At 60.9% G+C, this 25,197-nt stretch carries 16 protein-coding genes and 9 pseudogenes; 10 read left to right on the top strand and 15 right to left on the bottom strand.

Translation table 11 applies throughout. The features are described from left to right. Window positions 1-374: 374 nt before the first annotated feature. Entirely contained in the window at window positions 375-578 is a 204-nt protein-coding gene (locus OMK73_RS04515; RefSeq protein WP_267600960.1) for a hypothetical protein, read from the top strand. Window positions 579-619: 41 nt separating this feature from the next. On the opposite strand, the pseudogene OMK73_RS04510 reads toward OMK73_RS04515, so the two are convergent. The 9 genes and pseudogenes from OMK73_RS04510 to OMK73_RS04470 all read right to left on the bottom strand — a co-directional run. Continuing rightward, window positions 620-1,675 (bottom strand): annotated as a pseudogene (locus tag OMK73_RS04510) (Tn3 family transposase); the annotation flags it as partial. Between the two features lie 5 nt (window positions 1,676-1,680). Further along, a pseudogene (locus OMK73_RS04505) lies at window positions 1,681-1,977 on the bottom strand (ATP-binding protein); the annotation flags it as partial. 25 nt (window positions 1,978-2,002) lie between these two features. Further along, the gene (locus OMK73_RS04500; protein ID WP_267600959.1) at window positions 2,003-3,988 is read right to left on the bottom strand and encodes a helix-turn-helix domain-containing protein; all 1,986 of its coding nucleotides are present in this window, start codon (window positions 3,986-3,988) and stop codon (window positions 2,003-2,005) included. Continuing rightward, the gene (locus OMK73_RS04495; RefSeq protein WP_324291655.1) at window positions 3,969-4,481 is read right to left on the bottom strand and encodes a hypothetical protein; all 513 of its coding nucleotides are present in this window, start codon (window positions 4,479-4,481) and stop codon (window positions 3,969-3,971) included. The genes OMK73_RS04500 and OMK73_RS04495 overlap by 20 nt, the downstream gene beginning before the upstream one ends. 440 nt (window positions 4,482-4,921) lie before the next feature. Next, a pseudogene (locus OMK73_RS04490) lies at window positions 4,922-5,778 on the bottom strand (citryl-CoA lyase). Then, window positions 5,775-6,972, bottom strand: a pseudogene (locus tag OMK73_RS04485) (CaiB/BaiF CoA transferase family protein). The pseudogenes OMK73_RS04490 and OMK73_RS04485 overlap by 4 nt, the downstream one beginning before the upstream one ends. Before the next feature lie 60 nt (window positions 6,973-7,032). Continuing rightward, a pseudogene (locus tag OMK73_RS04480) lies at window positions 7,033-7,994 on the bottom strand (Bug family tripartite tricarboxylate transporter substrate binding protein). Window positions 7,995-8,086: 92 nt separating this feature from the next. Further along, a complete protein-coding gene (locus OMK73_RS04475; protein ID WP_267600957.1) occupies window positions 8,087-9,229 on the bottom strand; it encodes an amidohydrolase family protein in 1,143 nt (380 codons plus the stop codon). Between the two features lies 1 nt (window position 9,230). Further along, on the bottom strand, window positions 9,231-10,538 hold the full coding sequence (locus OMK73_RS04470) for an MFS transporter (protein ID WP_267600956.1): 1,308 nt from the start codon (window positions 10,536-10,538) through the stop codon (window positions 9,231-9,233). A gap of 254 nt (window positions 10,539-10,792) precedes the next feature. Here OMK73_RS04470 and OMK73_RS04465 point away from each other — a divergent pair. Beyond that, window positions 10,793-11,589: pseudogene (locus tag OMK73_RS04465) on the top strand (IclR family transcriptional regulator). A 116-nt stretch (window positions 11,590-11,705) separates the two neighbouring features. Here OMK73_RS04465 and OMK73_RS04460 read toward each other — a convergent pair. The 4 genes from OMK73_RS04460 to OMK73_RS04445 form a co-directional block, all read right to left on the bottom strand. After that, entirely contained in the window at window positions 11,706-12,938 is a 1,233-nt protein-coding gene (locus OMK73_RS04460; RefSeq protein WP_267600955.1) for an IS110 family transposase, read from the bottom strand. A gap of 134 nt (window positions 12,939-13,072) precedes the next feature. Continuing rightward, complete coding sequence (locus OMK73_RS04455) at window positions 13,073-13,237, bottom strand: hypothetical protein (RefSeq protein ID WP_267600954.1); 165 nt, start codon at window positions 13,235-13,237, stop codon at window positions 13,073-13,075. Beyond that, window positions 13,234-13,800 carry a transposase gene (locus OMK73_RS04450; protein ID WP_267600953.1) on the bottom strand — a complete coding sequence of 189 codons (567 nt, stop codon included), beginning with the start codon at window positions 13,798-13,800 and terminating at the stop codon, window positions 13,234-13,236. The genes OMK73_RS04455 and OMK73_RS04450 overlap by 4 nt, the downstream gene beginning before the upstream one ends. Window positions 13,801-14,299: 499 nt before the next feature. After that, window positions 14,300-15,052 carry an IclR family transcriptional regulator gene (locus tag OMK73_RS04445; RefSeq protein WP_267600952.1) on the bottom strand — a complete coding sequence of 251 codons (753 nt, stop codon included), beginning with the start codon at window positions 15,050-15,052 and terminating at the stop codon, window positions 14,300-14,302. 579 nt (window positions 15,053-15,631) lie between these two features. Between OMK73_RS04445 and OMK73_RS04440 the strand changes: the two genes are divergently transcribed. The 4 genes and pseudogenes from OMK73_RS04440 to OMK73_RS04425 all read left to right on the top strand — a co-directional run bounded on the left by OMK73_RS04440 (window position 15,632) and on the right by OMK73_RS04425 (window position 19,573). Continuing rightward, window positions 15,632-16,753 carry a porin gene (locus OMK73_RS04440; protein WP_420715458.1) on the top strand — a complete coding sequence of 374 codons (1,122 nt, stop codon included), beginning with the start codon at window positions 15,632-15,634 and terminating at the stop codon, window positions 16,751-16,753. 341 nt (window positions 16,754-17,094) lie between these two features. Beyond that, window positions 17,095-18,027, top strand: a complete 933-nt coding sequence (locus tag OMK73_RS04435; RefSeq protein ID WP_267600951.1) for a transposase — start codon at window positions 17,095-17,097, stop codon at window positions 18,025-18,027. Window positions 18,028-18,033: 6 nt separating this feature from the next. Further along, window positions 18,034-18,381, top strand: coding sequence for a transposase (locus OMK73_RS04430; RefSeq protein WP_267600950.1), 348 nt, complete (start codon window positions 18,034-18,036; stop codon window positions 18,379-18,381). 141 nt (window positions 18,382-18,522) lie between these two features. After that, window positions 18,523-19,573, top strand: a pseudogene (locus OMK73_RS04425) (IS30 family transposase). Window positions 19,574-19,688: 115 nt separating this feature from the next. On the opposite strand, the pseudogene OMK73_RS04420 reads toward OMK73_RS04425, so the two are convergent. Then, window positions 19,689-20,991 (bottom strand): annotated as a pseudogene (locus tag OMK73_RS04420) (2-hydroxycarboxylate transporter family protein); the annotation flags it as partial. A gap of 887 nt (window positions 20,992-21,878) precedes the next feature. Further along, window positions 21,879-22,234: pseudogene (locus OMK73_RS04415) on the bottom strand (transposase); the annotation flags it as partial. A gap of 295 nt (window positions 22,235-22,529) precedes the next feature. Here OMK73_RS04415 and OMK73_RS04410 point away from each other — a divergent pair. From OMK73_RS04410 to OMK73_RS04395, 4 genes are all read left to right on the top strand, one after another. Beyond that, on the top strand, window positions 22,530-22,688 hold the full coding sequence (locus OMK73_RS04410; RefSeq protein WP_267600949.1) for a hypothetical protein: 159 nt from the start codon (window positions 22,530-22,532) through the stop codon (window positions 22,686-22,688). A gap of 98 nt (window positions 22,689-22,786) precedes the next feature. Further along, a complete protein-coding gene (locus tag OMK73_RS04405; RefSeq protein WP_267600948.1) occupies window positions 22,787-22,930 on the top strand; it encodes a hypothetical protein in 144 nt (47 codons plus the stop codon). 145 nt (window positions 22,931-23,075) lie between these two features. Further along, window positions 23,076-23,744, top strand: coding sequence for a response regulator (locus tag OMK73_RS04400; RefSeq protein ID WP_267600947.1), 669 nt, complete (start codon window positions 23,076-23,078; stop codon window positions 23,742-23,744). Beyond that, window positions 23,741-25,123 carry a sensor histidine kinase gene (locus OMK73_RS04395; protein ID WP_267600946.1) on the top strand — a complete coding sequence of 461 codons (1,383 nt, stop codon included), beginning with the start codon at window positions 23,741-23,743 and terminating at the stop codon, window positions 25,121-25,123. Before OMK73_RS04400 ends, OMK73_RS04395 begins: the two co-directional genes overlap by 4 nt. The last annotated feature ends 74 nt before the right edge of the window (window positions 25,124-25,197 follow it).

The following is a 25,197-nucleotide window of genomic DNA, read 5'->3' as shown; positions in this document are numbered from 1 at the left end:
CGACGGCGTAAGGGTGGCTGGCCGAAACTGACCGGGAAGGGACATAGGCTGGTGTTTGCCCGGCGGCTGGCGACCCTTCTCCCCCATTGGATATCGAGTCCGCCGGGATATCGGAGCAATGCGAAAATTTCCCTGGAAATTTCCCGATTCTAGTCAAATCTGGGCTCTGTCCCAGTAGACGAACATCAGAGGGCCGGTGTAGCGCTGCAACCAAGCGAGGCGCCCGGCGGTAGGCGTTCTACAATAGGGAGCGCCGCGTTGCTCAGTCCCTCCGGCAGCGCCTCCACGATTCCGCCTCGAACCCCAACTGGAGCCAATCGATGGCCACTTCGTCATTTGTCTGGCCGTAGGATGTAGCGGTTGAGCGCGAGCTCATGCCAGGAGGCACCTTCGTCTACCATCTGTCGCATGCGGCAATCGGCAAGCTGGGCCGCATCCTCCTGACGCCAGCTCCCGGCGGTGGCGCCCGGCTTGACTGCGAGGTCTACAGCGAAGGGCCGGCCAGCATGATTGAGCGTCGTCGCGCGGTGATCGAACCGCTGGCACGTGCCGTCTCGGCGAAGCTCGACGGCCGGTGAAGCGTGATGGGCCAAGAAGCCTGGTCCCGGTTCCGCTGCCTCTAACTGGCCTGCTGATGCAGGGCTGATTGATCCAGCGCCGTTGCGACGTTCGGCAGGAGGCGATGGGCATAGCGTGCAATCGGAAAGTCGAAGGTGCCGCGCAGGTTGATGCCTTCCAGATGAGTCGGGGCAATTTGGCGCAGGTCTTCGGCGCGCATGGCTTCGCCGCCGATCGCCTCGATGGCATCGAGCGCGCGCTGCATGTGCAGCGTGTTCCAGGCCATCACGGCATTGGAGAGCAAGGTCAGGGCAGATGACACCGCCGCCAGCGACGCATCATGCCGGGTCAGTTCGAGCGGAATCTTTCCGTAGTGGATGGCCCGCTGCACCGTGTGGACCGCCTCGCCTCGGTTCAAGGCATGCTGCATCTCGTGGCGGAACGCAGGAATGGTGAAATAGTCAATCAGGAAGATGGTGCGAAACAGCCGGCCGAGATGCACGCCCGCTTCATAGACAGGCTGGCCCTTCGCCGCCGCGCCAAAGCGCGTGAGCGCCTGGACGGCGGTGCATTGCCCGCTCTGCACCGATGCCGCAATGCGGACCAGTTCGTCCCAGGCGTGCTCGATCAGATCCAGCCGGACATCCGTGTCCGTCACCGAAGCCAATTCGGCCAATATGTCGTGGTCCCTGGGCACATGGAGACGGCGGTCGCGCAGATGCGCAAGCCGTGGACAAAGATCAAAGCCAAGCAGCCGGGAGTGGCTCATGGCGAAATCGGTAAAGCCGTGGGTATCGACAGCCAGTTGCGCCACGTCTTCCGATCCGCTCTGGCGGATGACGCCCTCGATGGCCGCGCCGGCCTGCCGCTCATTGAGCAGGATCGGCTGGTCGTAGAAGATGCCCCAGCGGTCGCGGACATGCGTGTACATGCCTATCGATTTCGTGCGCCGGCGCGGATCGGCCCGTGCCCGCCAGACCGTGCGCGTGGTCTCCAGTGACATCATGTCCGATGATGCCAGATCGGCGCGCCCCCAGTGTTGGGCAATCGGATGCTGGTGCATGAAGACCAGGACAGCATCGGCGGCCTGGCGGAGTTTGCGCTCGTCCGCGATGCGATGCCCGCTTCAAGCAGGTTTGCGAAGAACGGTCCCTCGGCATGCCTCGGTTTGTGTTCGCATCGTGCGTGATAGCTGGTCATGCGTGGATGATTGCGTGCCAACAGCAATCGCACGTACTCGATCGCCCGTGTCTTACCGATGCGCGACGGGCCGTAGATCAGCGCGCCCATCATCCTGTAGCGCAGACATCGAGTGACCAGTTCGTAGAGTTCTTCGATGGCTGGCGTGGCGATGCGATAGTTGCCGGTGACCAGGGGGTGCAGCGATGGATCGATCGGACGCGGTATTTGAATCGACATGATGACTCCCACGCGAATGTCAGGGTTAAAAGACTTGGCCAGTACCGATAGACAGTTTCTTCGGACGTGTTGGTGTTTGCGGCTCGGAGGTCTTGTCTAAGGTCGGCGCTGATGCTGCGTTCGCTGTGGGCTGCGCAGCAGATGCGCCCCGCCCCAGCGCAGTTCGCACCGTCGGCGCAGATGACAGAATTCGCTTTGCCTCCGCCAGTTCGGATGCAGCCTTCCGTGTCTTCTTTGCCTGAGCCAGCTTTCCGTGGACGTATTCCTCGATGGGATTCGCCTCGACTGGCACACGTGACCGCTTCTTGTCTTTCCTCTCCTTATTGATTTGCTGGCGTAGTTTCAGGTTGTGCCGCATCACGCCCCAGCCCCCTTGCGCCTCCAAGAGCCCCAACTCAACGCCGTCAGGTTGGAACGCACGGACACAGCGAAGATCATCGGCATTCAGATAGATAAGCAGGCTCTTTCCGATCAGATCCGTGCTGCAGGCCAGGATGCTGCTTGTGTAGCGCACGCCATACAAGTTGATGTGCGGTCGAACGCCCCGGTCGAGGTATGCGCGCACTGTGCAACGCCTGGCCGATTGCATCAGGCACAGCGTGCGGCGCCGATGTTCGGGCAGCCATGTCACCAACTGTTCCTTGCCCCGAATGAAATACTCCATCGCCTCAAGTGGCGTGACATTGTTCAGGCTTGCATGCGGCGTACCGTTGTAGCTCGCGATCGCGTATTCGACCAACTCCTCCAACTCGTCAAACGACACAAACAAGCGTAGCTCTCCCTTGGGATCGGCCAGCGCGCGCCGCAAATCGCGGGGATGCGAACCCGTATAGCCAGGCAATCTGGAAGACAGTCTGCTCGCAATGGTCCCGAAGAAGCGTTCGATGTAGGGTCGATCATCGGGACTGTACTTCGGCCCTGCGTCTGCACAACAGCCAACGAATTCGCACAAGGCATCCAGTGTCTCCTTGGCGAGGTTCGCCTTCGCATTGTCAAGCTTCATCCACTCCCAGGTTGTGTACGCGAGCTCCGGCAAGCGCTGTGAGGGAAAGCCGTCGTGCGCACCGTAGACCAATCCAGGAATCGTGAAGTCGCGCGGTCGATGCGGTTCCAGGGCCGACTCGATGGTCTTGATGACGTCGTAGCGGCAATACTCGCGACCCAGCGCAAGGTGATAGCCAAGCACCGCACGCGTGCAGACGTCGATGATTGCGAGCAACCAAACGCGTTCGATCTCGAACTCATGTTCAAAGCCCAATGCATCGCGTACTACCACCTTCAGCCGGATATCGAGTCGGTGACCGTCGAACTCCACGACCTGATAGGGGCGCATGGCCGGCCGACTGTCCGACTTGTCGTAGTGCGGAAGCCCCTTCAGGTGCGTGGCGCCTGCTGCCCGTGCCGCCGTGCGGAAATTGCGCAGCAACTCGACTTTAAGCCGCGCGGATAGCGACCGAATGGCACGGCCATCCGTATTGAAGGGGTAGTCCACCGCCGTCAGACCGAGGGACCGGCATTGCCACAGAAACTCCGCGTGCAGTACATGCAGGCCAACCAAGCGTGTCTGTAGTCTTCCATCGGTATGAACCTGTTCGAGCGACACGCGGCGCTGTTTTACTTTTAGGAGCAGCCATCCCGAGAGCGTCGGAAAGAGCTCTAAGAAAAGCGCGAACGCGCCCGCTTTACCACTTCCGTCTACGCTGGGTCGGCCATTGACCGGACTTATGCGGACGTACTCATTGACGCGCACGTGCGCCAACAAGGCGCGGAATCCAAATATGCGTCTGTCAGGATGCGGAGCCAAGCCTCGCTCGAGCCACCGATAGATCTGTCGACGGTTGACGCCGGTTACCTTCTCAATGTCCTTTACACGTTCGCCGCGCGCGTAGCGCTCGACGGCCTCTATTCTTCGCTTCGTGACCTCGCGCGCTGCGACGTCAAGCTCAGTCCACGCGATGCTTGGCCACGCGCTCAAATCGATTGATTGAAACTCAGGCTTGCGGCGAATCATGACCGGCCTCCCCGACTGCAAACTTCGTCATCCACGACAATGGGTCGGTCCGCATTTCCTCAGCATGCACGCGACCGGTATGCAGTAGACTGAAGATGGCGGCGCGCACAAGCACTGGGTCACCTTTCGAGAACTCGCGCTCGATGGCTAGAAGCGGCTTTGGACTGGCGACAAAGCGCTCGACCGCGTCGAGCAGTGACACCGACACGAGACCTCGCGTGGCTACGATACTTGGCAGCATGCGCTGCCAGTTGTCGATCCAGATGCGTGATGCTGCCTGTTCGGCCGCGTCGACCAGCCGGACATTGAGCACATCAGCGCTCAACTCGAGCCCCTCCTTCTTTTCTTCGTCGATAACTGGATTCGGCAGGAGTACCAACTCCTGCCGATCGGAGTGCGAGACCAGGAAGTCTGCAAGGTATCGCCGTCCGCGAAACTGAATGAACCCGGGACGCTCACAAAAGTGGGCGATTGCCGGATCGGATTCGATCAAGACCCATTGGTCGAACGCACAGCGTCGGTAGAAAGTGAGCCGCCGCTTCAGCTTCGGACTGAAGGCTTCGAAGCGGTGCGCGCCGCGCGGGCGGACGAGCGCAACCGGCTCCGCTATGTGCAGAGAATCTTCCATAAGATCAATGCCTTACGAGCGGGATTCGAAGTCTAGGATGCCAATTGACGAAATTAATCCGGACGAATTGACGACTTCGCTTCGCGGGGAGTGCAAGCAATATTGTCAATTCACCGGCCGGACCTCTATATACGGCGCAGCTTCCAGGCAGATTCCGGAGTGACAGAATTGCTTGGTTCTACGGCATACGACCGCAATGACGGCGATGAAACGCATCAACTTCATTGTGTCCTTCATTATGGCTTGGCAATGCGCGTCGCTCTTTTCGAGCGTGGGCGAATCGATCTACGGAGCTATTTGCGCGCTCAGCGGATTGGCGATTCGGGGACATCTCGTTGCGGTGTGCCGTCGTAGGTCCAAAGGAACTGACGGGGGATCGGCCCCTTGTTGCGCCCGCCCTGGCAGGTCTGCTCCCAGGCATGCGCAAGGATGCCTACGGAGCGCGACAAGCAGAACAGACCGCGGGCCAGTGGCGCAGGGAAACCAAGTTCCGCGTATATCACGGCGGTGGCCCCGTCGATATTCATTGGGATCGGCTTGCTGCGCCCGGCAGCGAGCGCGTGTTCGATGGCCCGTGCGATTGTTGCAAAACGCCCGCTGACTACGCCCCTGGCCGCCGCTTGATCCACCAATGCCAGCAGGCGTGGCGCTCGTGGATCAAGCGGATGGAAACGGTGGCCGAACCCGGAGACGAACTTGCCATGATGGTCGCGATAGTGTTGTAACGCTGCTGCGACTGCGTCTTCCATCGTATTCCCGGCATTCATACGTTTGGCGACATCCTCATAGAGCGCCACCGCCTGCTCACCCGCGCCGCCATGCACATCGCCCAGGACGTTGACGGCGGAAGCCATCGCATTATTCAGGCCCACTCCGCAAGGATGGCGATGCTCGGCGCTTGGGGACCGTGGTCGACCGCGGCCATCAGCGCCGCATCCAGGAGCTCGCCCTGGGCGGGTCTGGGCAAATCTCCGCGCAGCATCAGCCAGATCATCTGCGCGAACGACACGCTGCCGATCAATTGTTCGATGGGATAGCCGCGGTACCGGATCTCCCCGGGACGCATGTCGATGATGCTGGTGCGCCACCAGTCCTGCGAGAGGCGCTGGCCGGCGTCCATGCCGGTGTCGCCGGCGTTCTGGGAATGGTCGATGCCACTCATATGGCACGCTCCTCGCAAAGTTGGTTGATATCTGCGTCGCTGTAGCCCAGGCTTTCCAGCACCTCGCGTGTGTGCTGGCCAAGTTCGGGCGGGGGAATCTACTGCGGGCGCCTCGCGGTTGAGCTTGAATCCGGTGCGCACTACCCGGATATTGCGGCCAACGCCCGGCGCATTGGCAAATTCGCCGATCATGCCGCGGTCACGCACCTGGGGATGCGCCAGCGTGTCGGGAACGCTCAGCACCGGACCCGCCGGCACACCGGCGGCATTGAGCATTGGCCACCAGTCGACGGCGGCCTTCTTGGCCAGCTCCACTTCCAGGGCCTCGGTCAGCGCCTTGCGGTTGGCCAGGCGCGCCTGGCGCTGCGCGAAGCGTACGTCGGTGGCCAGTTCGGGCCGGCCCACTACCTGACATACCGCTTCAAACTGTTCCTGCTTGTTTGCGGCAATGTTGAGCAGGCCGTCGCCGGTGCGGAACGTGCCTGACGGGCTGGCCGTCATGTTCTCATTACCCATCGGGGTCGGCCTCCGGCCGGCGATCAGGTGGTTCGACACGACCCACCCCATGGTAGCGAGCGTGGCTTCCAGCATCGACACGTCGATGAAGTAACCCTCGATGCGCTGGTGATCGGCCAGCGATGCCGCCACCGCGAATGCGGCAGTCAGGCCCCCGATGGTGTCGGAGACGGGGTAGCCGACACGGTAAGGCGCCGTCTCGGGATCGCCGGTAATGCTCATCACACCGGACATCCCTTGGATGATCTGGTCGTAGGCAGGCAATTCGGCCAGCGGGCCGTCCTGGCCGAAGCCGGAAATCGCGCAATAGATCAGTCGCGGATGCTCCTGCTTCAGTGTTTCGTAGCCGAGGCCCAGGCGGTCCATGACGCCCGGACGAAAGTTCTCGACCAGGACATCAGCGCTGCGCACCAGCTTGCGGAAGACTTCCTTGCCGCGTGCGTGCTTGAGGTTGATGGTGATGGACTGCTTGCCCGGGTTCTGCGCCAGGAACGAGACGCCCATCAGCGCCTTATTGAGTTCCGGGTCGGCGCCAAGTTGGCGGGCGAGGTCGCCCGTCCCGGGCGATTCCACCTTGATCACTTCCGCGCCCATATGGGCGAGCTGGTGGCAGCAGAACGGCCCGGCCAGCACGTTGGTGAGGTCGAGCACGCGAACATTGCGCAAAGGCTTTTGCATGACTGGCTTCCGATGGCGTGGCGCCACGACGGTGCGGCCGCCGTAGCGCGACTGGATGGTTTATTCGACGCGCGCGCCGGACTGACGCACGATGTCGCCCCAACGGGCGTTCTCGCTCTGGATAAAGGCGTCGAGGCTGTTGGGTGAACCGCCGCGCGGCTCACTGCCTTCTTCTCGCAGCTTGTTGATGGTGTCCGGCTGCGTCAGCGCCTTGTTGACCTCGGCGTTCAGGCGCGCCACGACGTCGGGGGCGTGCCAGCGGGGGCAACTAAGGCTTTCCAGTCCTCCGCCTGAAAGCCAGCATAGCCGGACTCCGCCACCGTAGGGACCGCTGGGAGCAGCGGTAAGCGCTTGGCCGAAGTCACCGCCAGCGCCCGGATCTTGCCAGCCTTGATCATGGGCATGGCAATGGGGGGCGTGGCGAAATAGAAGTCAGTCTGTCCGCCCAGCAAATCCGTCAGTGCAGGCGAGGCACCCTTGTACGGCACATGCAGCGTCTTGATGCCAACGCGTCGGGCAAACATTTCTCCTGTCAGGTGTCCCACCGTGCCGGTGCCAGCGGACGCCATCGACAACTGCTTCAACTTGGCCGCGGCCACCAGGTCGGCAACCGTCTTGTAGGGTGTGTCGGCGCGCACAATGAGCACGACTGGCTGTGCCGCCACCAACGCCACCGGTGTGAAATCCTTCTGCGCGTTGTACGGCATCTTGGGATACAGGGTGGGATTGATCGCTAGGTTGGCGGTTTGTCCCATGCCGAGCGTATAGCCATCCGGCTTCGCCTTAGCCACCGAATCCAGACCGATATTGCCGCCGGCGCCCGCTCGGTTTTCCACGACCACGTTCCAGCGCGTGGCCATGCCGATCTTGTTGAAGACCAGTCTCGACAACACGTCCGTGCCGCCGGCTGGCGGGAACGGGACGATTAGTCGAATCGGCTGGTTTGGATATGCATCGGCTGCCCTGGCTTCGGTGGTGCCAGCGGTGAACAGCGTCCCCAGCAGTAGCAAGCCTGCCACCATACCGGCTTGCGTGAGCGAGGAAATACGGCGAACTTGCGGCGTAGCTGAAAGAACGGGGCGAACTGCGTGGGTCATGTTGTCTCCGTGATGTGTCATCGTTGAGGGTCCAGCCTGTAGACTTTGCTTGCCGTGCCGCGGAACAGGGCGTCTCGCTCACTGGCGCTGGCCTGTGCAGTTAGGCGCTTGAATGCATTCCAGCCGTTGCCAAGCGGGTACGAACCCTTGTCCACAGGGAAATTGCTCTCAAACATGCATCGCTGCGCGCCGAAGGCCTCGATGCAGGTCATCATCCACGGCTTCCATGTGTCGGCGAGTTGGAGCGATGACGAGGCCTGCGGAGCCTTTTCGAAATCGAAGCCGTTGATGCGCATACCCAGGCCGCCGACCTTGACATACACGTTCGGCAGGCGCGCCAGTTCGCGCATCGAGCGGGACCAGCGCTCGAACACCTCCGGCCGCTTGTCGGCATAGCTGGCGATCCGCACCACGCCGCCGCAATGGTTGACGATGATCTTCGTATCGGGATTCGCCTTGGCAAGGTCAAGCAACTGGGGCAGTTGGGGAAAGAAGAGCCATGCGTCGTACGACAGGCCGAGCGGTGCCAGTTGTGCCACACCCGCGCGGTAGGCCGGGGCGAGCAATAGCCCTTGCGGCGCGGCGCTAAGCGGATTTACCAGTGTCGAGTCGGCGTCCCAGGTCGTCAGGTGACGGACGCCGCGAAAGCGTCCGTCACCTGCTGCCAGATGGGCTTCGAGCACCTCGCGCACCTCGGCGCCGCGGCGAAGATCGACGTGACCTATGATGCCTTTAGCAACCTGGGGCTGGCCGGGTGTCGGATGCGCGGTAACAGCGGCAACGTATTCGGTCTCTCCGACCGGGCGCGTGAAAACCGAACCCTTCGTGTGGTAGCGGGTCAGCGCCTGCATGTAGACCGATGCCTCGAAATTGTGACCCGAGGCACGCACGTCGGCCAGATAATCGTCTAGCAGGTAGAGCCAGCCCGGACGCTCGTAGAAGTGATGGTGAGCGTCAATGATCGGCAGATCCGGCTCCAGCGCTGTTTCGGCGCCTGCGGCGAGCCATTCCGGACGGACCGGGAGATAGTTGCTGCTGGTAGTCATATGGGAACCTTCCTTGCCGGCTGTAAGTGGGGCATCGGCAAGCACGGGGCTTGCGAGCGAGGCGGCGGCCGCACCGAGCAGCAGCCGGCGTTTGGGATTGAATGCAGCTTTCATGTCATTCGTCCCGAATGAGGGCGAACAGCGAGAGCGTGAGTAGCGTCGTGATGGCCAGCACGATGGCAAGGCCGAGCATGCCCGCAGTGAAGGTGCCGAAGCTGTCCTTCAAGTAGCCCACCAGATAGGGGCCGGCGAAGCCGCCCAGGGCGCCGATCGAGTTGATCAGCGCGAGTCCGCCTGCCGCAGCCTGGCCTGAAAGGAAGCGCGCCGGCAGCGTGAAGAAAATGGTGCGCGCGGAGATCGTGCCGATCAGTGCCAGGGTAATGCCGACCATGGCAGGCGTCAGTGTCTTGAAGTAGGTCGAGACGCCCAGCGCGATCGCGCCAATCGCCAACGCCACGGCAAGATTGGCGACGCGACGCCCATTGCGGTCAACATGCTTGGCCCACCAGAGCAGTCCGATGGTGGCGAAGAAGTACGGCAGTGCGGCAAGCCAGCCGGTTTCCATCACGCTCATGCCGTGAGCCTTGAGCATCTGCGGCAGCCAGATCCCGATGCCGTAGGAGCCCATGGTGAAGCCAAACGAAATCATGGCAAGGAGATAGACTCGCGGATCTTTGAGGGCGACGCGGAAATCCTTCTTCTTGCCGCTGGCAGCTCCCTCGCGCTCGAACGCCTTCTGCAGCGCACCCCGCTCCTCCGGCAATAGCCATTTGGCGTCGGCTGGCGTGTCGGCGAGCATACGCAGCACCAGGAAGCCGAGCACGCAGGCCGGCAGCCCTTCGATGATGAACATCCACTTCCAGCCCGCCAAGCCCAGTACGCCATCCATCCGCAGCAGCCACGTCGAAAGCGGTCCACCAACAAGGGAGGACAGCGGCGTGGAGACGGTGAACCAGGCCAGGACCCGCGTGCGGTAGCGCGCCGGGAACCAGACGGCTAGGAAGAAGATCACGCCCGGAAAGAAGCCTGCTTCTCCGATCCCGAGAAGGAGCCGGATGATGTAGAAGCTGGTTGGCCCGGTGGCCAACGCGGTGGCGGCCGCCATCAGCCCCCATGTGATCATGATGCGCGCAATCCACCGGCGCGCCCCGAAGCGGTAGAGGGCCAGGTTGCTCGGTACCTCGAAAACGCAATACCCGGCGAACATGATCCCCGCCCCCCAGCCGAATTGCGTGGCGGTCAGGCCCAAGTCCTGGTTCATGGTCAGGGAGGCGAAGCCGACGCTGGTGCGGTCGAGGTAGTTGAAGAAATAGGCAAGCGCCAGCAGCGGAATAAAGCGCCAGGCGGCCTTCTTCACTGCGCGCGCTTCGATATGCGAGTCGATCGCAATCTCGCTGCCGGTCGTTGCGGATGTTGGTGTCATCGATGTCTCCATGCGGTCGGGTCTCGCCTTGTGGGAACTCGCGTTCAGGAGGGAGCCGCCAGAGTGGTTACGAGGCGTTGGCGCCTCTTTGTTGTTTCACTCAAAAGAACGTAGTTCTCTCACAAGGAACTTTAACCATGACAAGAGACCAAAATAATAAGGGTATACCCTCGCCTTCCATCTTTTCTGAACCTGTGTTCTACTAGATGGAACTTTTCGCCGCCAACGAGCGGCTTTCGCAAAAGGAAGAGAACATGCCCGCACCCGACACCGATTCCGCTGAGGGCTCCAGCGGCGTAGCTGTCCTGGATCGCGCGTTTGCGATTCTTGGCGCCTTCGGCCCCACCGATGAGCGGCTGACCCTCACCGAGTTGTCGCGTCGGACCAGTCTGTACAAGAGCACCGTCCTCCGCCTGCTGACGGCGCTCGAGCATGGCGGATTCATTCGCAAGCTGGAGGACGGCCAGTACGCGATCGGCCCGCAGCCATTGCGGCTGGCGGCCATCTACCAGAGAACGTATCGTGTGGGCCCCGTCATGGAGCATCTGCTGGAGCAACTCAGCCGGGAACTCGGGGAGACGTCATCGTTCTATGTCCGCCAGGGCGACCACCGGTTGGTGCTCTATCGTGCCGAGCCGGCGCGCGCTGTGCGGGTGTCGATCGGGGTTGGGGAAGAGTTCCCGATCGATCGGGGCGCATCCGGCAAGGTGCTGCGGGCATTCACCGAAATGCACGACCAGCGATGGGACGATGTGCGCGACCGTTTATGGGCCGTGTCATATGGCGAACGCGATCCGGAGACCGCGTCGGCCTCCGTTCCGGTGTTCGGCGCCGGGGGCGATTTTATCGGGGCAATGACCCTGTCGGGCCCCTGTCGAGGCTGGCCGTAGTGCCGCCCATGTTTGCGGCAGTGGCGACACTGCTCAGTGCGGCCAAGCGAGCGACCGTATCGCTAGGCGGGAATGGTGCGCGATTTGATTCCGCTATCTCAAGGCTCAGCCTGGAACAGATTGCGCCCAGCGGCGCTCAGCCTGTTCTTGAGGCCTCCTGAGAAACAATTGGGGCCGCAGGGTTTTTTAAGCCAGTGGAACGGCTTGGGTGATCTGGAAACCGAGGGCAGTCGCGCGGCGCCGGAGCGCGGCGACGGCGCGTTGGCGCTGCTGCTCTTCATAGTGCTGCTGGCCCTGATCGACGAAGGCTTCGCCGCGGGTCAGCATGAAGTAGACCATCCGCGCCAGCTTGTGGGCGACGGCGGTATTGGCGCGCGGCTTGTCCATGCGCGCGCACAGCCGCCGGTAGAAGGCGCCGAGCGCGGAGTCGTTGCGTGACAGGCTCATCGCCGCCAGCTTCAGCCGCTTGGCGCACCCGGTTGGTGGAGCGCCGGGTGCGCGCGCTGAGCACCTTACCGCCGCTGACCTTGGTGCCGGGACACAGCCCCAGCCACGAGCAGAAGTGCTTGACGTTGGCAAAGCGTCCCAGATCGGGACCGATCTCCGAGAGAATCGTCATCACTGTGGTGACCGCCAGGCCGTTGATGCGGGTCAGGTCGACCCCAGCCCAGCGCGCCAAGGCGGTACGTGCATCAAACTCCGGGGTGTTCTTGCCGCGCCGCTTGCCCGGCCCGCCGAGTTCGACCTCGTGACGGCCCAGCGGCGCCAACAACGCCTCGATCTTCGCCTCGCACTCGAGCACCCGCTGCGCCAGACTGTCGACCATCGCCAAGGCCTGCCCGAGCACGAACAGGTGCTCCTCGCGCCAGTTGCCGCTCAGCGCCCGCTCGATGTCGTGTTCGCTGGCTTTGACGCGCCCATGGCGATGCCGCGCCAGCGTTTTGGCGTCACGCTCGCCCGCACGATGGCCTGCCCAGTCATGCCCATCACGTCGGTGAGCACCTCGCTGAGTTGCAGGTTCATCTGCACCAGCGCCTTCTGCATGCGCTGCACCCAGTTGGCCTGCTCGGTGAGCAACACTTCGCGCTGACGGACCACGGCGCGCAACGCACACCTCGTCGCCCGGACGCCAGGCCGCCCGCAGCAGCCCCAGGCTCATCAGCTTCTGCAACCACTGGCAGTCCTGCACGTCGCTCTTGCGGCCGGGCACATACTTCATCTGCCGCGCATCGACCAGCCAGACCGTCAGGCCGCGCCGCTCCAACACCTCGTACACCGGGATCCAGTACACCCCGGTGGACTCCAGCGCCACCGTGTCCACCCCGCACGCCAGCAGCCAGTCGGCCATGGCGTTGAGGTCGTCGGTCATCGGCCCGAATTCGCGCACCGGCTCGCAGCCGGCCCGCTCGGCCAGATGCCGCGGCACCGCCACCCAGTGGCTGGACCCGCCCACATCGATCCCCGCCGCGTTCGGAAACACCTCGTCGTCGTCTCGCTTGCGCATCGCCATGGCTTGCTCCAAACTGGTTAATGGACGGCAGCGCCATGGGAAGCGTCGAAGTTGACTCGATCTCCTGAACGGGATGCGCATCGCTGCGCTCACCACTGTCGCCGACGAATCCCGGACCATGCTCTCACGCGGGCTCACTCATCGGCGTGCATGCCGTGAGTGCGCACCATTGGTCTGTCGGTCATCGCGGCGCTGCCGTTCACCGGTATAGCCAATTTCTGTTTCTCTGCCAACGCTGAGCCCGCCGCGGAGGGATTGGAAGGCTCTTGAGAAACAGAAGTGAAGGTGGCTGTGTTCATGCGGCCACCTCTACTGGATTGACCTGAAACCCGAGGGCCTTGGCACGGCGTTTGAGGGCGGCAATACTGCGCTGACGCTGCTGCTCTTCATAGTGGTGCTGGCCTTGGTCGACGAAGGCTTCGCCGCGCGTGAGCATGAAGTACACCATCCGCGCGAGTTTATGGGCGACAGCGGTATTGGCGCGCGGTTTGTCCATGCGGGCGCACAGCCGGCGATAGAACGCGCCGAGCGCCGAGTCGCTGTGCGACAGACTCATGGCGGCCATCTTCAATGCCTGGCGTGCCCGGTTTGCCGAGCGCTTGGTGCCCGAGGCCAGCACCTTGCCACCGCTGATCTTGGTGCCGGGGCACAGGCCTAGCCACGAACAGAAGAGCGCCACCGCGTCGACGCCACACGCAATCAGCCAGTCGGCCATGGCGTTGAGGTCGTCAGTCATCGCGCCGAATTCGCGCACCGGGTCGTCAGTCGCATGGCGGGGCACGGCGACCCAGTGGCTCGATGCGCCGACATCGATCCCCGCCGCGTTGGGAAATACCCCGTCTTCTCGCTTGCGCATGGCCATGGCTTGCTCCAAGATCGTCAGTGAACGGCAGCGCCATGGGAAGCGTCGATTTCGACTCGATCTCTCAAACGGGATGCGCATCGCTGCGCTCACCACTGTCGCCGACGATTCCCGGACCAGGCTCGTTAACGGGCTCACCCAGCAGCGAGGCCTATCGCCGCGAGCTCGCACCAATGGCTTGTCGGTCATCGCAGCGCTGCCGTTCCCTTTATAGTCGTTTCTTCGCGAACGCCCGGCACAGGCATGGGCTTGGGAAGCTCGTGAGTAAGCGGCCGATAGGACGACCGCCGCTTTTTAGGCCAACACCACTTCAGGGAGTACTACGCCAAAGTGAGATGATATGAGTTTGGAATCGCCTGCGACGGCAAGCTGCCACGGCCGTACAGAGAAACCAATAGTTTGAGCCATAGCCAGAATGTGTCTTCTGGGGCAGGCCTTGTTTGCGGGACGATGGTTGGCATGCAGGCAACAGTGCCTCCAATGCTGCGTGGCGAGATATCTAGATGAGCCGCTCGAGGCCCCGCGAGAATAGTGCCGGATTGCCGCCAAGCGCAGCGCTGGCGCGCGAAGCGGCGGCAAGCAATATTCGACACGCAACTCTCACACGTTCGGGCGTGAAACGCTCGCGGGGACCAGAGAGGGTAAGAGCGCCCTTTAATTCCTGACAATTGCCGAAGGCGGGAGCCGACGCGGACGCGGTAGCGGCATCGCGCTCACCGAAGGAAACGGAGTACAAGTTCTCGCGTACCTCTTCCAGGCCCTCATTTTGCGGAGTCGCGAAGGCCATCAGCACCTTCCCGGAAGCGCCGCATTCTACCGGGAGCCGCTCGCCTTCATGCACCGCGCGTCGCGCCGCACGCGCCGACTCAACCCTGTACAGGACAACTCGACTATTGCCCTCCCGCACGTAGAACGACGATGCCTCACCACTATCCCTGCACAAATCCTGGAGGATCGGCTGGATGATGTGCCGGATACGGTATGAGTCCTGATAGATATGTGCAAGCCGTAGCGGTTCCGGACCAATCGTGTAGCGTCCATCCGATAGGCGCCTGGTGAATCCTCCATGCTCCAGCGAAATCAAAAGACGCAGTATGGTGCTTTTATACAGACCGGTGCGCCTGGCAAGTTCGGCAAGCGTAAGAATCTCATCCTCCGTGACAAACGACGAGAGAATGCCAAACGCTCGGTCGAGTGCGGCAACACCTCCGCTTGCGACGGCGCATTTAATGTCGAAGCTATCTTTTTTCATAACCTGATACTCACTCCGCGACAACGTGCACTCAACGTGAAGGCGAGCTGCGCGATTCAACGCAGCCCTGCTGCGATTGGTCCTTCCGCAATCACAATCTCGGCCACGTCATCGCTCGCAACAACTCGTCCTCGAGTGTTCCATCTAATAGAACTACGTTCTAATTTAGTGTAGGGCGTCGCTGCCAATAGGTCAATCTTGGGACTAACCCCTACTTTGCCGTTGCCGCCTACGCATTCGTTCTGCTAGGCAGACCAACCCGCCTCGGCAGTTGGCGCCGCCAAGCACTCTGACACTCCTGACGGTGTTTCTGCAAAGCAACAGCTATGCCGCGCACACATCACAACCCTGCTGGAAGCCGATCGATCTTGTCGCCAATTTCGACAAACGTGTTGCGCTTCAAGTGGCGTCCCCCTTGGAAGCCCATCAAGGCTCCCACGTCGTCAATCCGCCAATACCCGAGTTGTAATCGCAAATGGCTGCTCGCTAGGCTGGAAATGTATAGATAGAACTGCATTCTACTGTACAGAACACAGATTAAGGCCTGTGGATTCAATCAACTTGGAGGAGAGCCAATCAATGCAACGCAAAGTCTTGCTTACCGCTATGGCCATCGCTAGCGCGGCCTGCTGCAACACAGTTCATGCGCAGTCCAGCGTGCACCTGTACGGGCTGATCGATACGACGATTAGCTATACCAACCACGCAGACAGCCAAGGACACAATCTTGTGCAATTCGCGACGCCGTGGTTCAGCGGCAGCCGCTGGGGCCTGACCGGAGCAGAAGACATCGGCGGCGGCACCAAAGCCATCTTCAAGCTGGAGAGCGAGTTTCTGACCAGCACCGGTGAAATGGACACACCGGGTGTCATTTTTAATCGTGACGCGTGGATCGGTGTGCAAAACGAAACCCTCGGCAAGCTCACATTTGGCCGGCAAAACGCACTGGCTCGCGACGTATCCGGGATCTATAGCGACCCATACACCAGCGCCTCGTTGTCGACAGAAGAAACCGGCTATACCAACAACAATAACTTCAAGCAGCTAATCTTCTACGCGTCGAGTGCCACCGGTACGCGAATGGACAATGGCGCGGTCTGGAAGAAGCTCTGGGACAATGGCCTATTTGCCGGCATTGGTTTCCAGTTTGGTAATGTGCCAGGCTCGTTCTCGACCAACACGACATACACCGGCGCGCTCGGCTACAACGGGCAGAACTTCCACGTGTCGGCGTTCTACGATCAGGCCAAAGTCAACCAGTTCACCGACAAGTCGTTCTCGATCGGCGGAAACTACATCTTCGACATACTGCGATTGAACGCCGGCTACTTCCACTACTCTGGCGAACAGGGCGCTCTCGGCCAACGCACGGATAACGCGTACACGATGTCGGTAAAGGTCGCACCGCGGGGCGCCTTCGACTATGAGCTTGGCTATCAGATCATGCACGCGTCAAACGCCGCCTACAGCGCAAGCACGGGTGCGACACTTCAGGGCTATAACCCAATTGGCCTCGCAACCACGACCGGCTCCGGCCGCAAAAACACTTTGTACGCATCGGTCTTCTATCACTTTTCGAAGCGCACAGAGGTATATCTTGCCGCCGATTACATGAAGCTGTATCAGGGATATCGGGTCGCGACTGCACCGAACGCAAACAACCAGTTTGAATTCGCAGTAGGCATGCGTACGCGCTTCTGACGCGCTACGCAGACATGCGCTTGAACTGAATGCTCCACTTTGGGCAGCGGCCGCTTTCCTCGGTTGCTGCCTCCTTTTTTGTATGTGTACTGTTGTGGGACACACGCAGCGGTCGTTTATGGCGTCGGTGGTCAACGGCCGCATCTCAGTGCCGTATAGGTCGCTCGTCTCAATCCAGACATTCAGGCCCGCTCAACGAGCGGGTTGGAAACGGATTCAAGAAATCGAAAAATGCTTGACATGGGGCAATGATCGTGTGGCCGCCGCGCTGCTTGCGCGGGTTTTAGCGCAAGCAGCGCGGCGGCCAATGAGGATCGTTTTCGGTCCTCTTGCGATTGCCCATGTCTTTGTCCAACCGTGTACAACTGTGTCTGTCCGAATGGGTCAACTTCCTGCTTCTGGCCGTGCCGATTCGCTCTCGCGCGAGCTTTGTCGAACTGCTGTGCGGTTGCATGGTTTCGCCAGAAGGCTGGGTGACGCGCGCTATCAGCACAATCGCGCGACGCAGGCACTGGACGACCTACTACAAGCTTCTCGGGCGCGGCAGCTTGCGCACCGTGCGTTTGGCCCGCAGATCGTTCATGCTGGTGCTTGCAGTGCTGCCATGCGATGTGCTGACACTGGTCATCGACGATACGCTGGTGCCGCGCTCCTCGGAGAAGGCCCCCGGTTGCGCGTTTCGCCACGACCACAGCCGCAAGATCAATCGGCCGCAATTCATGCGGGCCCAGTGCTGGGTCACCCTGGGCGTGAGCGCGCTGGGCAACGGTGGGGTCAACCTGGTGCTGCCGATTCTCTCGCGGCTGGTGCCAAACACTGGCAACCGCAACAAGCTGAAGATCGCCCTGGCGCTGGTCCGCGCTCTCGCGGGCGTGTCCAACAAGCCGGTGCGCGTACTGTTCGATTCGTGGTTCATGCGCGCCCGTCTGGTCTTGCCGTTGCTGCGCAGACAAATGCACGTGATTGGTCAGTCGCGCATCGATAATGCACTGTTTCTCATGCCGCTGCTGCCAACCACACCCAGACGCGGTCGCAAGCGCATCTATGGCGAGCGCCTGAGTGCCGAGGTCATCGAGGCACTGCCTGCGAGCGAACTGAGCATGCGGCTCTATGGCAAAGAGCAGCGGGTTCGCCTGCGCTCTGCCGAGGCCAGAGCGGGCTTCCTCAAGGGCGCGTTGGTGCGTGCCGTCTGGTGCCAGTTCTTCGATGCGAAGAAACAGGTCTGGACCAAGCCCCGTCTGCTGCTGGCGAGCGAAACGGACTTGAGCGCCTAGGAGATCGTGCAGTTGTACGCGCGCCGCTGGGGCATAGAACCGCTGTTTCACAATCTCAAGCGCTGGTTTGGCATGAGCAATCTCTGGCAGCAGTCGCGCACCGTGCTGGAGTTGTGGATGCAGATCCGCTCGATGGCCTGGACCTTGACCCAACTGCTGAGTCTGGTGCTCGCCGAGACCTTCCCGATGGACTCGGTCGCACCATGGCGCATGAATCAGCCCGTCACGGCCGGCCTGGTCACGCAGTGGCTGCGCATGGAATTTACCGGACTTGCGTTTCGCGATGGCCTGAACCGCAAGTCCCAGAAATTCCAGTGGCCGACGCCACGCAACGATACCCGACCGACCTCGTAGTGTCGCCCGCGCACGTCTTAGACAGCCTGTCATCGCTGTTTCGTTCGCCATATTGCCTTGTCAATGGCCTCCATCGCGCTTCGCGAGGAGGGGCGGCCTCAAATCTGAAGTGCAACACCTTGCTTCGGGTAAGGTGCTCAGATGCAAAGCAGAACTTCGTACCAACAACTTCAGCCTGAGGAGCGCATGACGATTGCGAGCATGAGCCAGAGCGGTTCGAGTGTGCGGGCCATGGCCCGCACACTCGGGCGCTCGGCGGGCACCGTCAGCCGTGAACTGAGGCGAAACAGTTGTGCGCTGCGTGGCTACGCGAGCCTGCCGGCGCAGGCCATGAGGCAGGCGCGGCGGGTTCAGGCGCGCCCGGTAGCGAAGCTCGATCCGCAACACGCTCGGTGGGGCGCAGTGCTGACTTTGTTGGATTGGAAGTGGTCGCCGCAACAGATCGCCGGTATCCTTAAGCGAGTGTGGCCCGAGGACCCCAGCATGCATGTGTCTCACGAGACGATCTACACGGCCATTTACGCGCAGCCCAGGGGCGAGTTGCGCCGCCAGCTCATCGCCTGCCTGCGCCATGGTCGCAGCACACGCATGCCACGCAAGCGCGGGGTTGATCGACGCGGGCAGATTCCTGAGATGGTCAGCATCCATGTGCGCCCGCCCGAGGTCGAGGACCGCGTCATGCCGGGCCACTGGGAGGGTGACTTCATCAAGGGCGCGGGCAACAAGTCTTCGGTGGGCGTGCTGGTCGAACGCAGCAGTCGTCTGGTGCTGTTGGCCAAGATGGATGACGCTACTGCGGCCTCGGCGCTGGCCGGCTTTTCTGCCAAGCTCAATTCGATTGCCGGGCCGCTGCGCCAGAGCCTGACGTACGACCAGGGAAAGGAGATGACGCGCCACAGTGAGCTCAGCGCCAACACTGGCGTCAAGGTCTACTTCTGCGATCCGCACAGCCCCTGGCAGCGTGGCACTTGTGAGAACACCAACGGGCTGCTGCGCCAGTACCTGCCCAAGGGCACCGGACTTGTCCGTGCACACACAAGAAGAACTCGACGCAATTGCCGACAGCTTGAACAAACGACCCCGCGCTACGCACGCGTTCCACTCCCCACTGGAGGTGTTCGCTCGTATGCTCAAACAAGTTTCTCACCCCCAACTTCAATTCACTGACGCGGGTGTTGCACTTTGGACTTGAAACCGCCAGGCCATTCGTATGTCTAAAGTTGAGTAATAAAATACACCGGACAATATGATTGAGCTAGATGGCGGAAACCCTGAATTCAATCATCTTAAAATCTTTCTTCAGGCACTTATTTCAACTGAGCCATGGCAATCAGGGTGAGTGTTACGGTAATCGCGCCGCCAATGCGTGTCGCTATCTGTGCAAACGGCATCATTTGCATACGATTCGCTGCCGTCAGGATCGCTACATCGCCCGTCCCTCCCTGGCCGCTGTGGCAGGCATTTAAAATTGCCGTTTCAATCGGATACAGATTCAGCCATCGACCGACCATGAAGCCTGTCGCCATCAACGTCGCAACAGTCGATACGATAGTAATGAGATTGAGGACATTGAATGCGGACACCAGTTTGTCCCAGGGCGTCATGGATACACCGATGGCAAACAGCAACGGATAAGTTACAGCCGTGGAAAAGAATTTGTAGACAACTAAAGAGCCTTGCTGCAATTGCGGCGACACTGCGCGTGACAGCTTGAGAATCACGGCAATAAACAGCATGGCGACCGGCGCCGGAAAGTCAAACAGCTTGTAACACATCAATCCAAACATATACAGCGAGATCGCCGTAATGCCTGCGGCCGCAATATGACCGATATCCGTATTACCGGCCCCTTCTTCCTCCGCCGGATGCATTTCGTCATGTTCGCCCGGCTGCAGTCGGCCCTCGCCAGTGAGGTGCGGGTATTTCTTACCCACAAAATTCAGCACACCGGCCAGCATGATTGCGGTCAGGCTGCCGAGCATTACAGGGGCAAGACCTGCGCAAAGACGTCTCCTTGCGCCTGATGCAATATTCCGGAATAGCCAATCGATAATGGAATGGCGCCCTCGCCAACACCGCCGGCCATGATCGGAACGACGATGTAAAAAAGGTATGGTAAGCGCCCAAGCCAAGTAGAGTGCCGACGGCCGTGCCGACAACAGCGGCCGCGACAGAACCGGCGGCAAGCGGCACAAAGATCTTGATGAAGCCTTTGATGAGAACCGTTCTATCCATGCTCAAGATACTGCCGACAATTATCGAAGCAATGAATAAATAAAGAAAATTGGTAGACTTGGTGAAGTCGACCACGTTCTTTAAGACCATGCCAGGTAATAGATGCTTGAATGCCAGGTAAGAAGGAATGAAGGTCGCAAAAATTGCCGCTGCACCTATGTTGCGCATAATAGGAAGTCGCTTGCCCAATTCTGCGCAAGAAAAACCACCCACCGCAAGCAACGCAATCGATACTGAAATATCGGACGGCACTTTGCCGGTGGCGATAAATCCGGTTATCAATGCCAGCAACAGGAAGTACACCGGCGACGGTATAATGCCAACTCGCATTTCCATCAACCTCCACCATCCATTCGGCCAGAATTTTTCTGTTGTTTTTTCTCAATCGGCAATATATATTCGGAAGGTATTGATTTCATTTGCTTCTCCTTTGACTCTAATTTGAAATTGCGCACAGCATGCCTGCCAGTATTGCAATTTAGCCGTAATTACATGGTCGCATTCGCTCATGAAATTTGGCATTTAAATGCGCCTTGTCGCGGTATTTGCGCAGAACCTGGCTTTTTGGTGTTCAGCCAAGCGCGTCGAACATGCAGATGGAGGCTGAGTGCAGATCACTGAGTGTCTTTATCGCACCCTCGATCGTGCGGACATCGATCCCCGCTGCTCCGCCAGATCCAGTTATTTCTCTGTGAAATAACCAAACCGGCCAGTCTGATTTTAGGAAAAATTAATTATCTCGGCGATGCCGCAGTTGAAGGTGATTTTTTTGATGAGTCGGCAGCCATGACTTGAGCCGACGCGATGAGGACGGTACTCGTTGGTTTCGCCGGCATTACGGCCGAATTCATTGAACACAAAGAATTATGCATTGATTTTTGTCTCCATCATTTTATGATTGTGATCTACCACCAAGCATATGGCGGCTGCGACCTTCTTCAATTATTTATATGAACGCGCAGGTTTGACAGGTAAAAATCACGTAATGTTCGACTAGGGCTGGTTGCAGACTTACATCCGGCCTAGTGCAGGTCAAGCCTGCGGCCCCGATGGAATTCGCCAAGAACGTCCCTCGTCCTTTCGGCGTGCTCAGGGCACTAGTAATCGACAGGGTGTCGCTCTTGCGGTCCAACCTGTCTTGCCATCACTGTCACATTTACCCGTGCAACCTTCTGGTCGAATTCAATAATCTTGTTCGCAAGGCGCAGCCGGGCTAGCGCGGAACCCGCCATTTGCCTGGCCCTCTCGGCTTTCCTCAACTCGTGGTTCCTTTTATACGGCTCATTGCCCATCAGTGCGGTCCACGCGATTCGTGCCGCTTTGTTGGCCAACGCCACCACCGTCACGTTGGTTGGGCCTCGGCGCGCCAGCTGTTCGCACCGCACCCCTTGTCCTTGGCCCGGAACAGGACCGCCATGGCGCCGTGGATCAGCAGCATGCGCAGATAGCAGTCGCCGCGCTTGCTGATGGCGCCCAGTCGCACCTTGCCCCCAGTGCCGCGCTTACGCGGCACCAGGCCGAGGTAGGCCGACAGTTGCCGCCCCAATTGGAAGGCCTGCGCATCGCCGATCGTCGCTAGCAGTGCCGCGGCCGTGAGCATGCCGATCCCCGGGATTGCATTCTAGAGCGGCATAGCTTTCATCCAGCTGTCAATTTGCGTTATTTAATTTGCTGTCCGAGGAGTGGCCCCAGAAAGCGGACAATGTTGCACGCTAAGCTTTCGGGAACCCCGCCAGGAGCTGGCTTCCGGGCAGCAAAGGCCTGATCTATCTGGCGTGCTCGCTTGACTTCATCACTTTGGAGATAGATCTATGTGGTGGCCACCGACGCATGGCGGCAGGCGCGAGTACAGCGCCGAATTCAAGACGACGGTACTCGAACAGATCCGCCAGGAGGGTGCATAGGTGGCTGGAGTGGCACTCAGCCAAGGCCTGAACCCGAACATGGTGCACCAATGGATGCGCGAAGGCCGTCAGCGCCAGATGCTGGCAACGCTGGAGAACGGCAACGCGTTTGTACCACTGCATGTGCTGCCCTCGCCCGCAGCCGGGGAACCTGCTGACGCAGACTGATGCGAGACGCCAGCGCCGGCCACGCCCGAGGTAATACACATTGAGATTCAACGCGCAGCCACGCTGATCGTGCACTGGCCACTGTCGGCGGCGCAGCAATGTGCCCATTTGCTAGGGAACTGGCTGCGATCGAGTTGTGGCAAGCCGTCGAGCCCATCGACATGCGTGCCGGGACCGAGCGGCTGCTCGCGCGTGTGGTGCAAGTCTTCGGCGCGCCCCATTCTCACCACGCTCGCGTCTGAAACGCAGGGGGCTCATTCCAAGCAGCGAAAACCTTCACGCAGCTTTCGCCACTCAGGGAATATCCCGATACGGCACGGCGCCCCCTCCGGGCGGGCAGTGGTAAAAGGAAGCTCCGGTAACAGCAGGTCCTCAGCAGAGCGGTCCATGAAGGTATTGCTGATCGAAGACAACGCTTCGCTCATCCACTGGCTCGCCAGGCTGCTGAAGGATGAGCGCTTCATGGTCGACACCGCGCTGGACGGCGAGTACGCCGATCAGCTGCTGCAGACGCAGAACTATGACGTGGTGCTGCTCGACCTGCAGATCCCGCGGCTGGCCGGCAAGAGCGTGTTGCGCCGGCTGCGCTCGCGCCGCAACAACGTGCCCGTGCTGGTGGTGACCGCAAGCGCATCGGTCGACGAGAAGGTGGAGTGCCTGGGCCTTGGCGCCGACGACTACCTCGTCAAGCCTTTCGAAGTGCGGGAACTGGTCGCGCGCATCAAAGCCCTGGCCCGGCGGCAGACCGGAGAGAAGCAAGCCGAACTGGCTTGCGGCGACCTCACCTACAACACCGACACGCGGCAGTTCTACGTTGCAGGAGAGCTGCTTTCGTTGCGGCTGAAAGAGCACATCGCACTGGAAATCCTGATGATGCGGCGGGGCAAGACCGTGTCCAAGGCAAGCCTCATGTCGGGCGTGTACTCGCTCGACGAGGAGGCCAGCGAGGATGCCATCGAAATATATATCCACCGCATCCGCAAGAAACTCGAGGGCTACCAGGCCACCATCATGACGCTGCGCGGCCTCGGTTACCTGCTGCAGCAAAGGCAATGATCCACAGCCTGCGGGTACGGCTGCTGATGTGGCTGCTGGTGCCGCTGACGGTATTTATCGGCATCAGCAGCTACGCGTCTTACCTGAGCGCGGCCGATACCGCCAACCGCTTGCAGGATCGCGCGCTGCAGGCCTCGGCCGACGCCATCGCGGGCCAAATCGGCTGGGCGGACGGCCGCCTCACGGTGCAGGTGCCGCCGTCGGCTCTGTCCTCGTTCGATTCGGCCTACACCGACCACGTCTACTACAACGTGGTTGACGACCGCGGCCGCATCCTCGCCGGCAATCCCGGTTTCGATCAGCATCTGATGACTGGCGCCTCCAATCCGGTGTTCTACGTTTCGCAGTTCCAGGCGCAGCGGGTGCGGGTGGTGCAAACTTCGCGCACCATGTTCGATTCTGGACAGGCGCGCAAGGTCACCGTCACCGTCGGGCAGACGCTGATCGGCAACCACGAGCTGGTACGCACCTTGCGCATGCCGGCGCTGCTGCGCGAAGTGGTGATGCTGGTGCTTGCGGTCGCGCTGGTGGTGGTAGGCCTCACGGTGGAACTGCGCCCGCTGCTGCGCGTGAAGGACGAGGTGGCAGGACGCGACCCGATGGATCTGGTGCCGGTGACGGTATCCGACCTGCCGCAGGAACTGCGGCCCATCGTCGAAGCCATCAACCAATGCATCCGCCGCCTGAACGAATATGTGCGCCAGCAAAAACGCTTTATCGCCGATGCAGCGCACCAAATCCGCACCCCGCTCGCGGTGCTGGGCGCGCAGCTACAGTTCGCCGCCCGGATGGACGACGCCACCAGGCTGGGCGAGATCCTTGGCTCGATGGAGACCAGCACGCAGGCCCTGACCAACCTGGCCAACAAGCTGCTGCTGCTGTCGCAGGCCGAGGCTGCGGCTGCGAACAGCTCAGGCGCGGCACAACCGGTCGCTGACCTGGTGCCGGTGGTGACCGCCGCGCTGGAGGATATGGTGGTGCTGGCCCAGCGCAAGGGCATCGACCTGGGCGCCGAGCTGGCGGCCGACAGCGTCACGGTGGGGGTCAATGAGTGGATGATGGCCGCGGTGGTATCCAACCTGGTGGACAACGCGATCCGCTACACGCCCGAGCATGGCCAGGTCACCGTGGCGCTGGCGCGCGAAGCGGGCTGCGCCATCCTCGCAGTGAGCGACAACGGGCCCGGTATTCCCGCCGAAGCGCGGCCCAAGGTGTTCGACCGTTTCTATCGCAATGCGCTGCCGAACCAGGAAGGCAGCGGCCTGGGGCTTGCCATCGTCAAGGAGATCGTGCTGGCCGCCCAAGGCCAGGTGGGCCTGAGCGCGGGCATCGGCGGACGCGGCGTGACCCTGACGGTGCGCCTGCCACTGGCCCCCTGAACCCTGGTGGGCCAGGCCAGCCGCACATAGCTAGCCCCCACAGCGCACGCCATTCGCAAGACATGCCAGTATGA

The sequence above is a fragment of the Cupriavidus sp. D39 genome, from assembly GCF_026627925.1.
Lineage (GTDB): Bacteria > Pseudomonadota > Gammaproteobacteria > Burkholderiales > Burkholderiaceae > Cupriavidus > Cupriavidus ulmosensis.
Note: the sequence above shows the minus strand (reverse complement) of the source record. Positions and strands in the feature narration are given on the sequence as shown.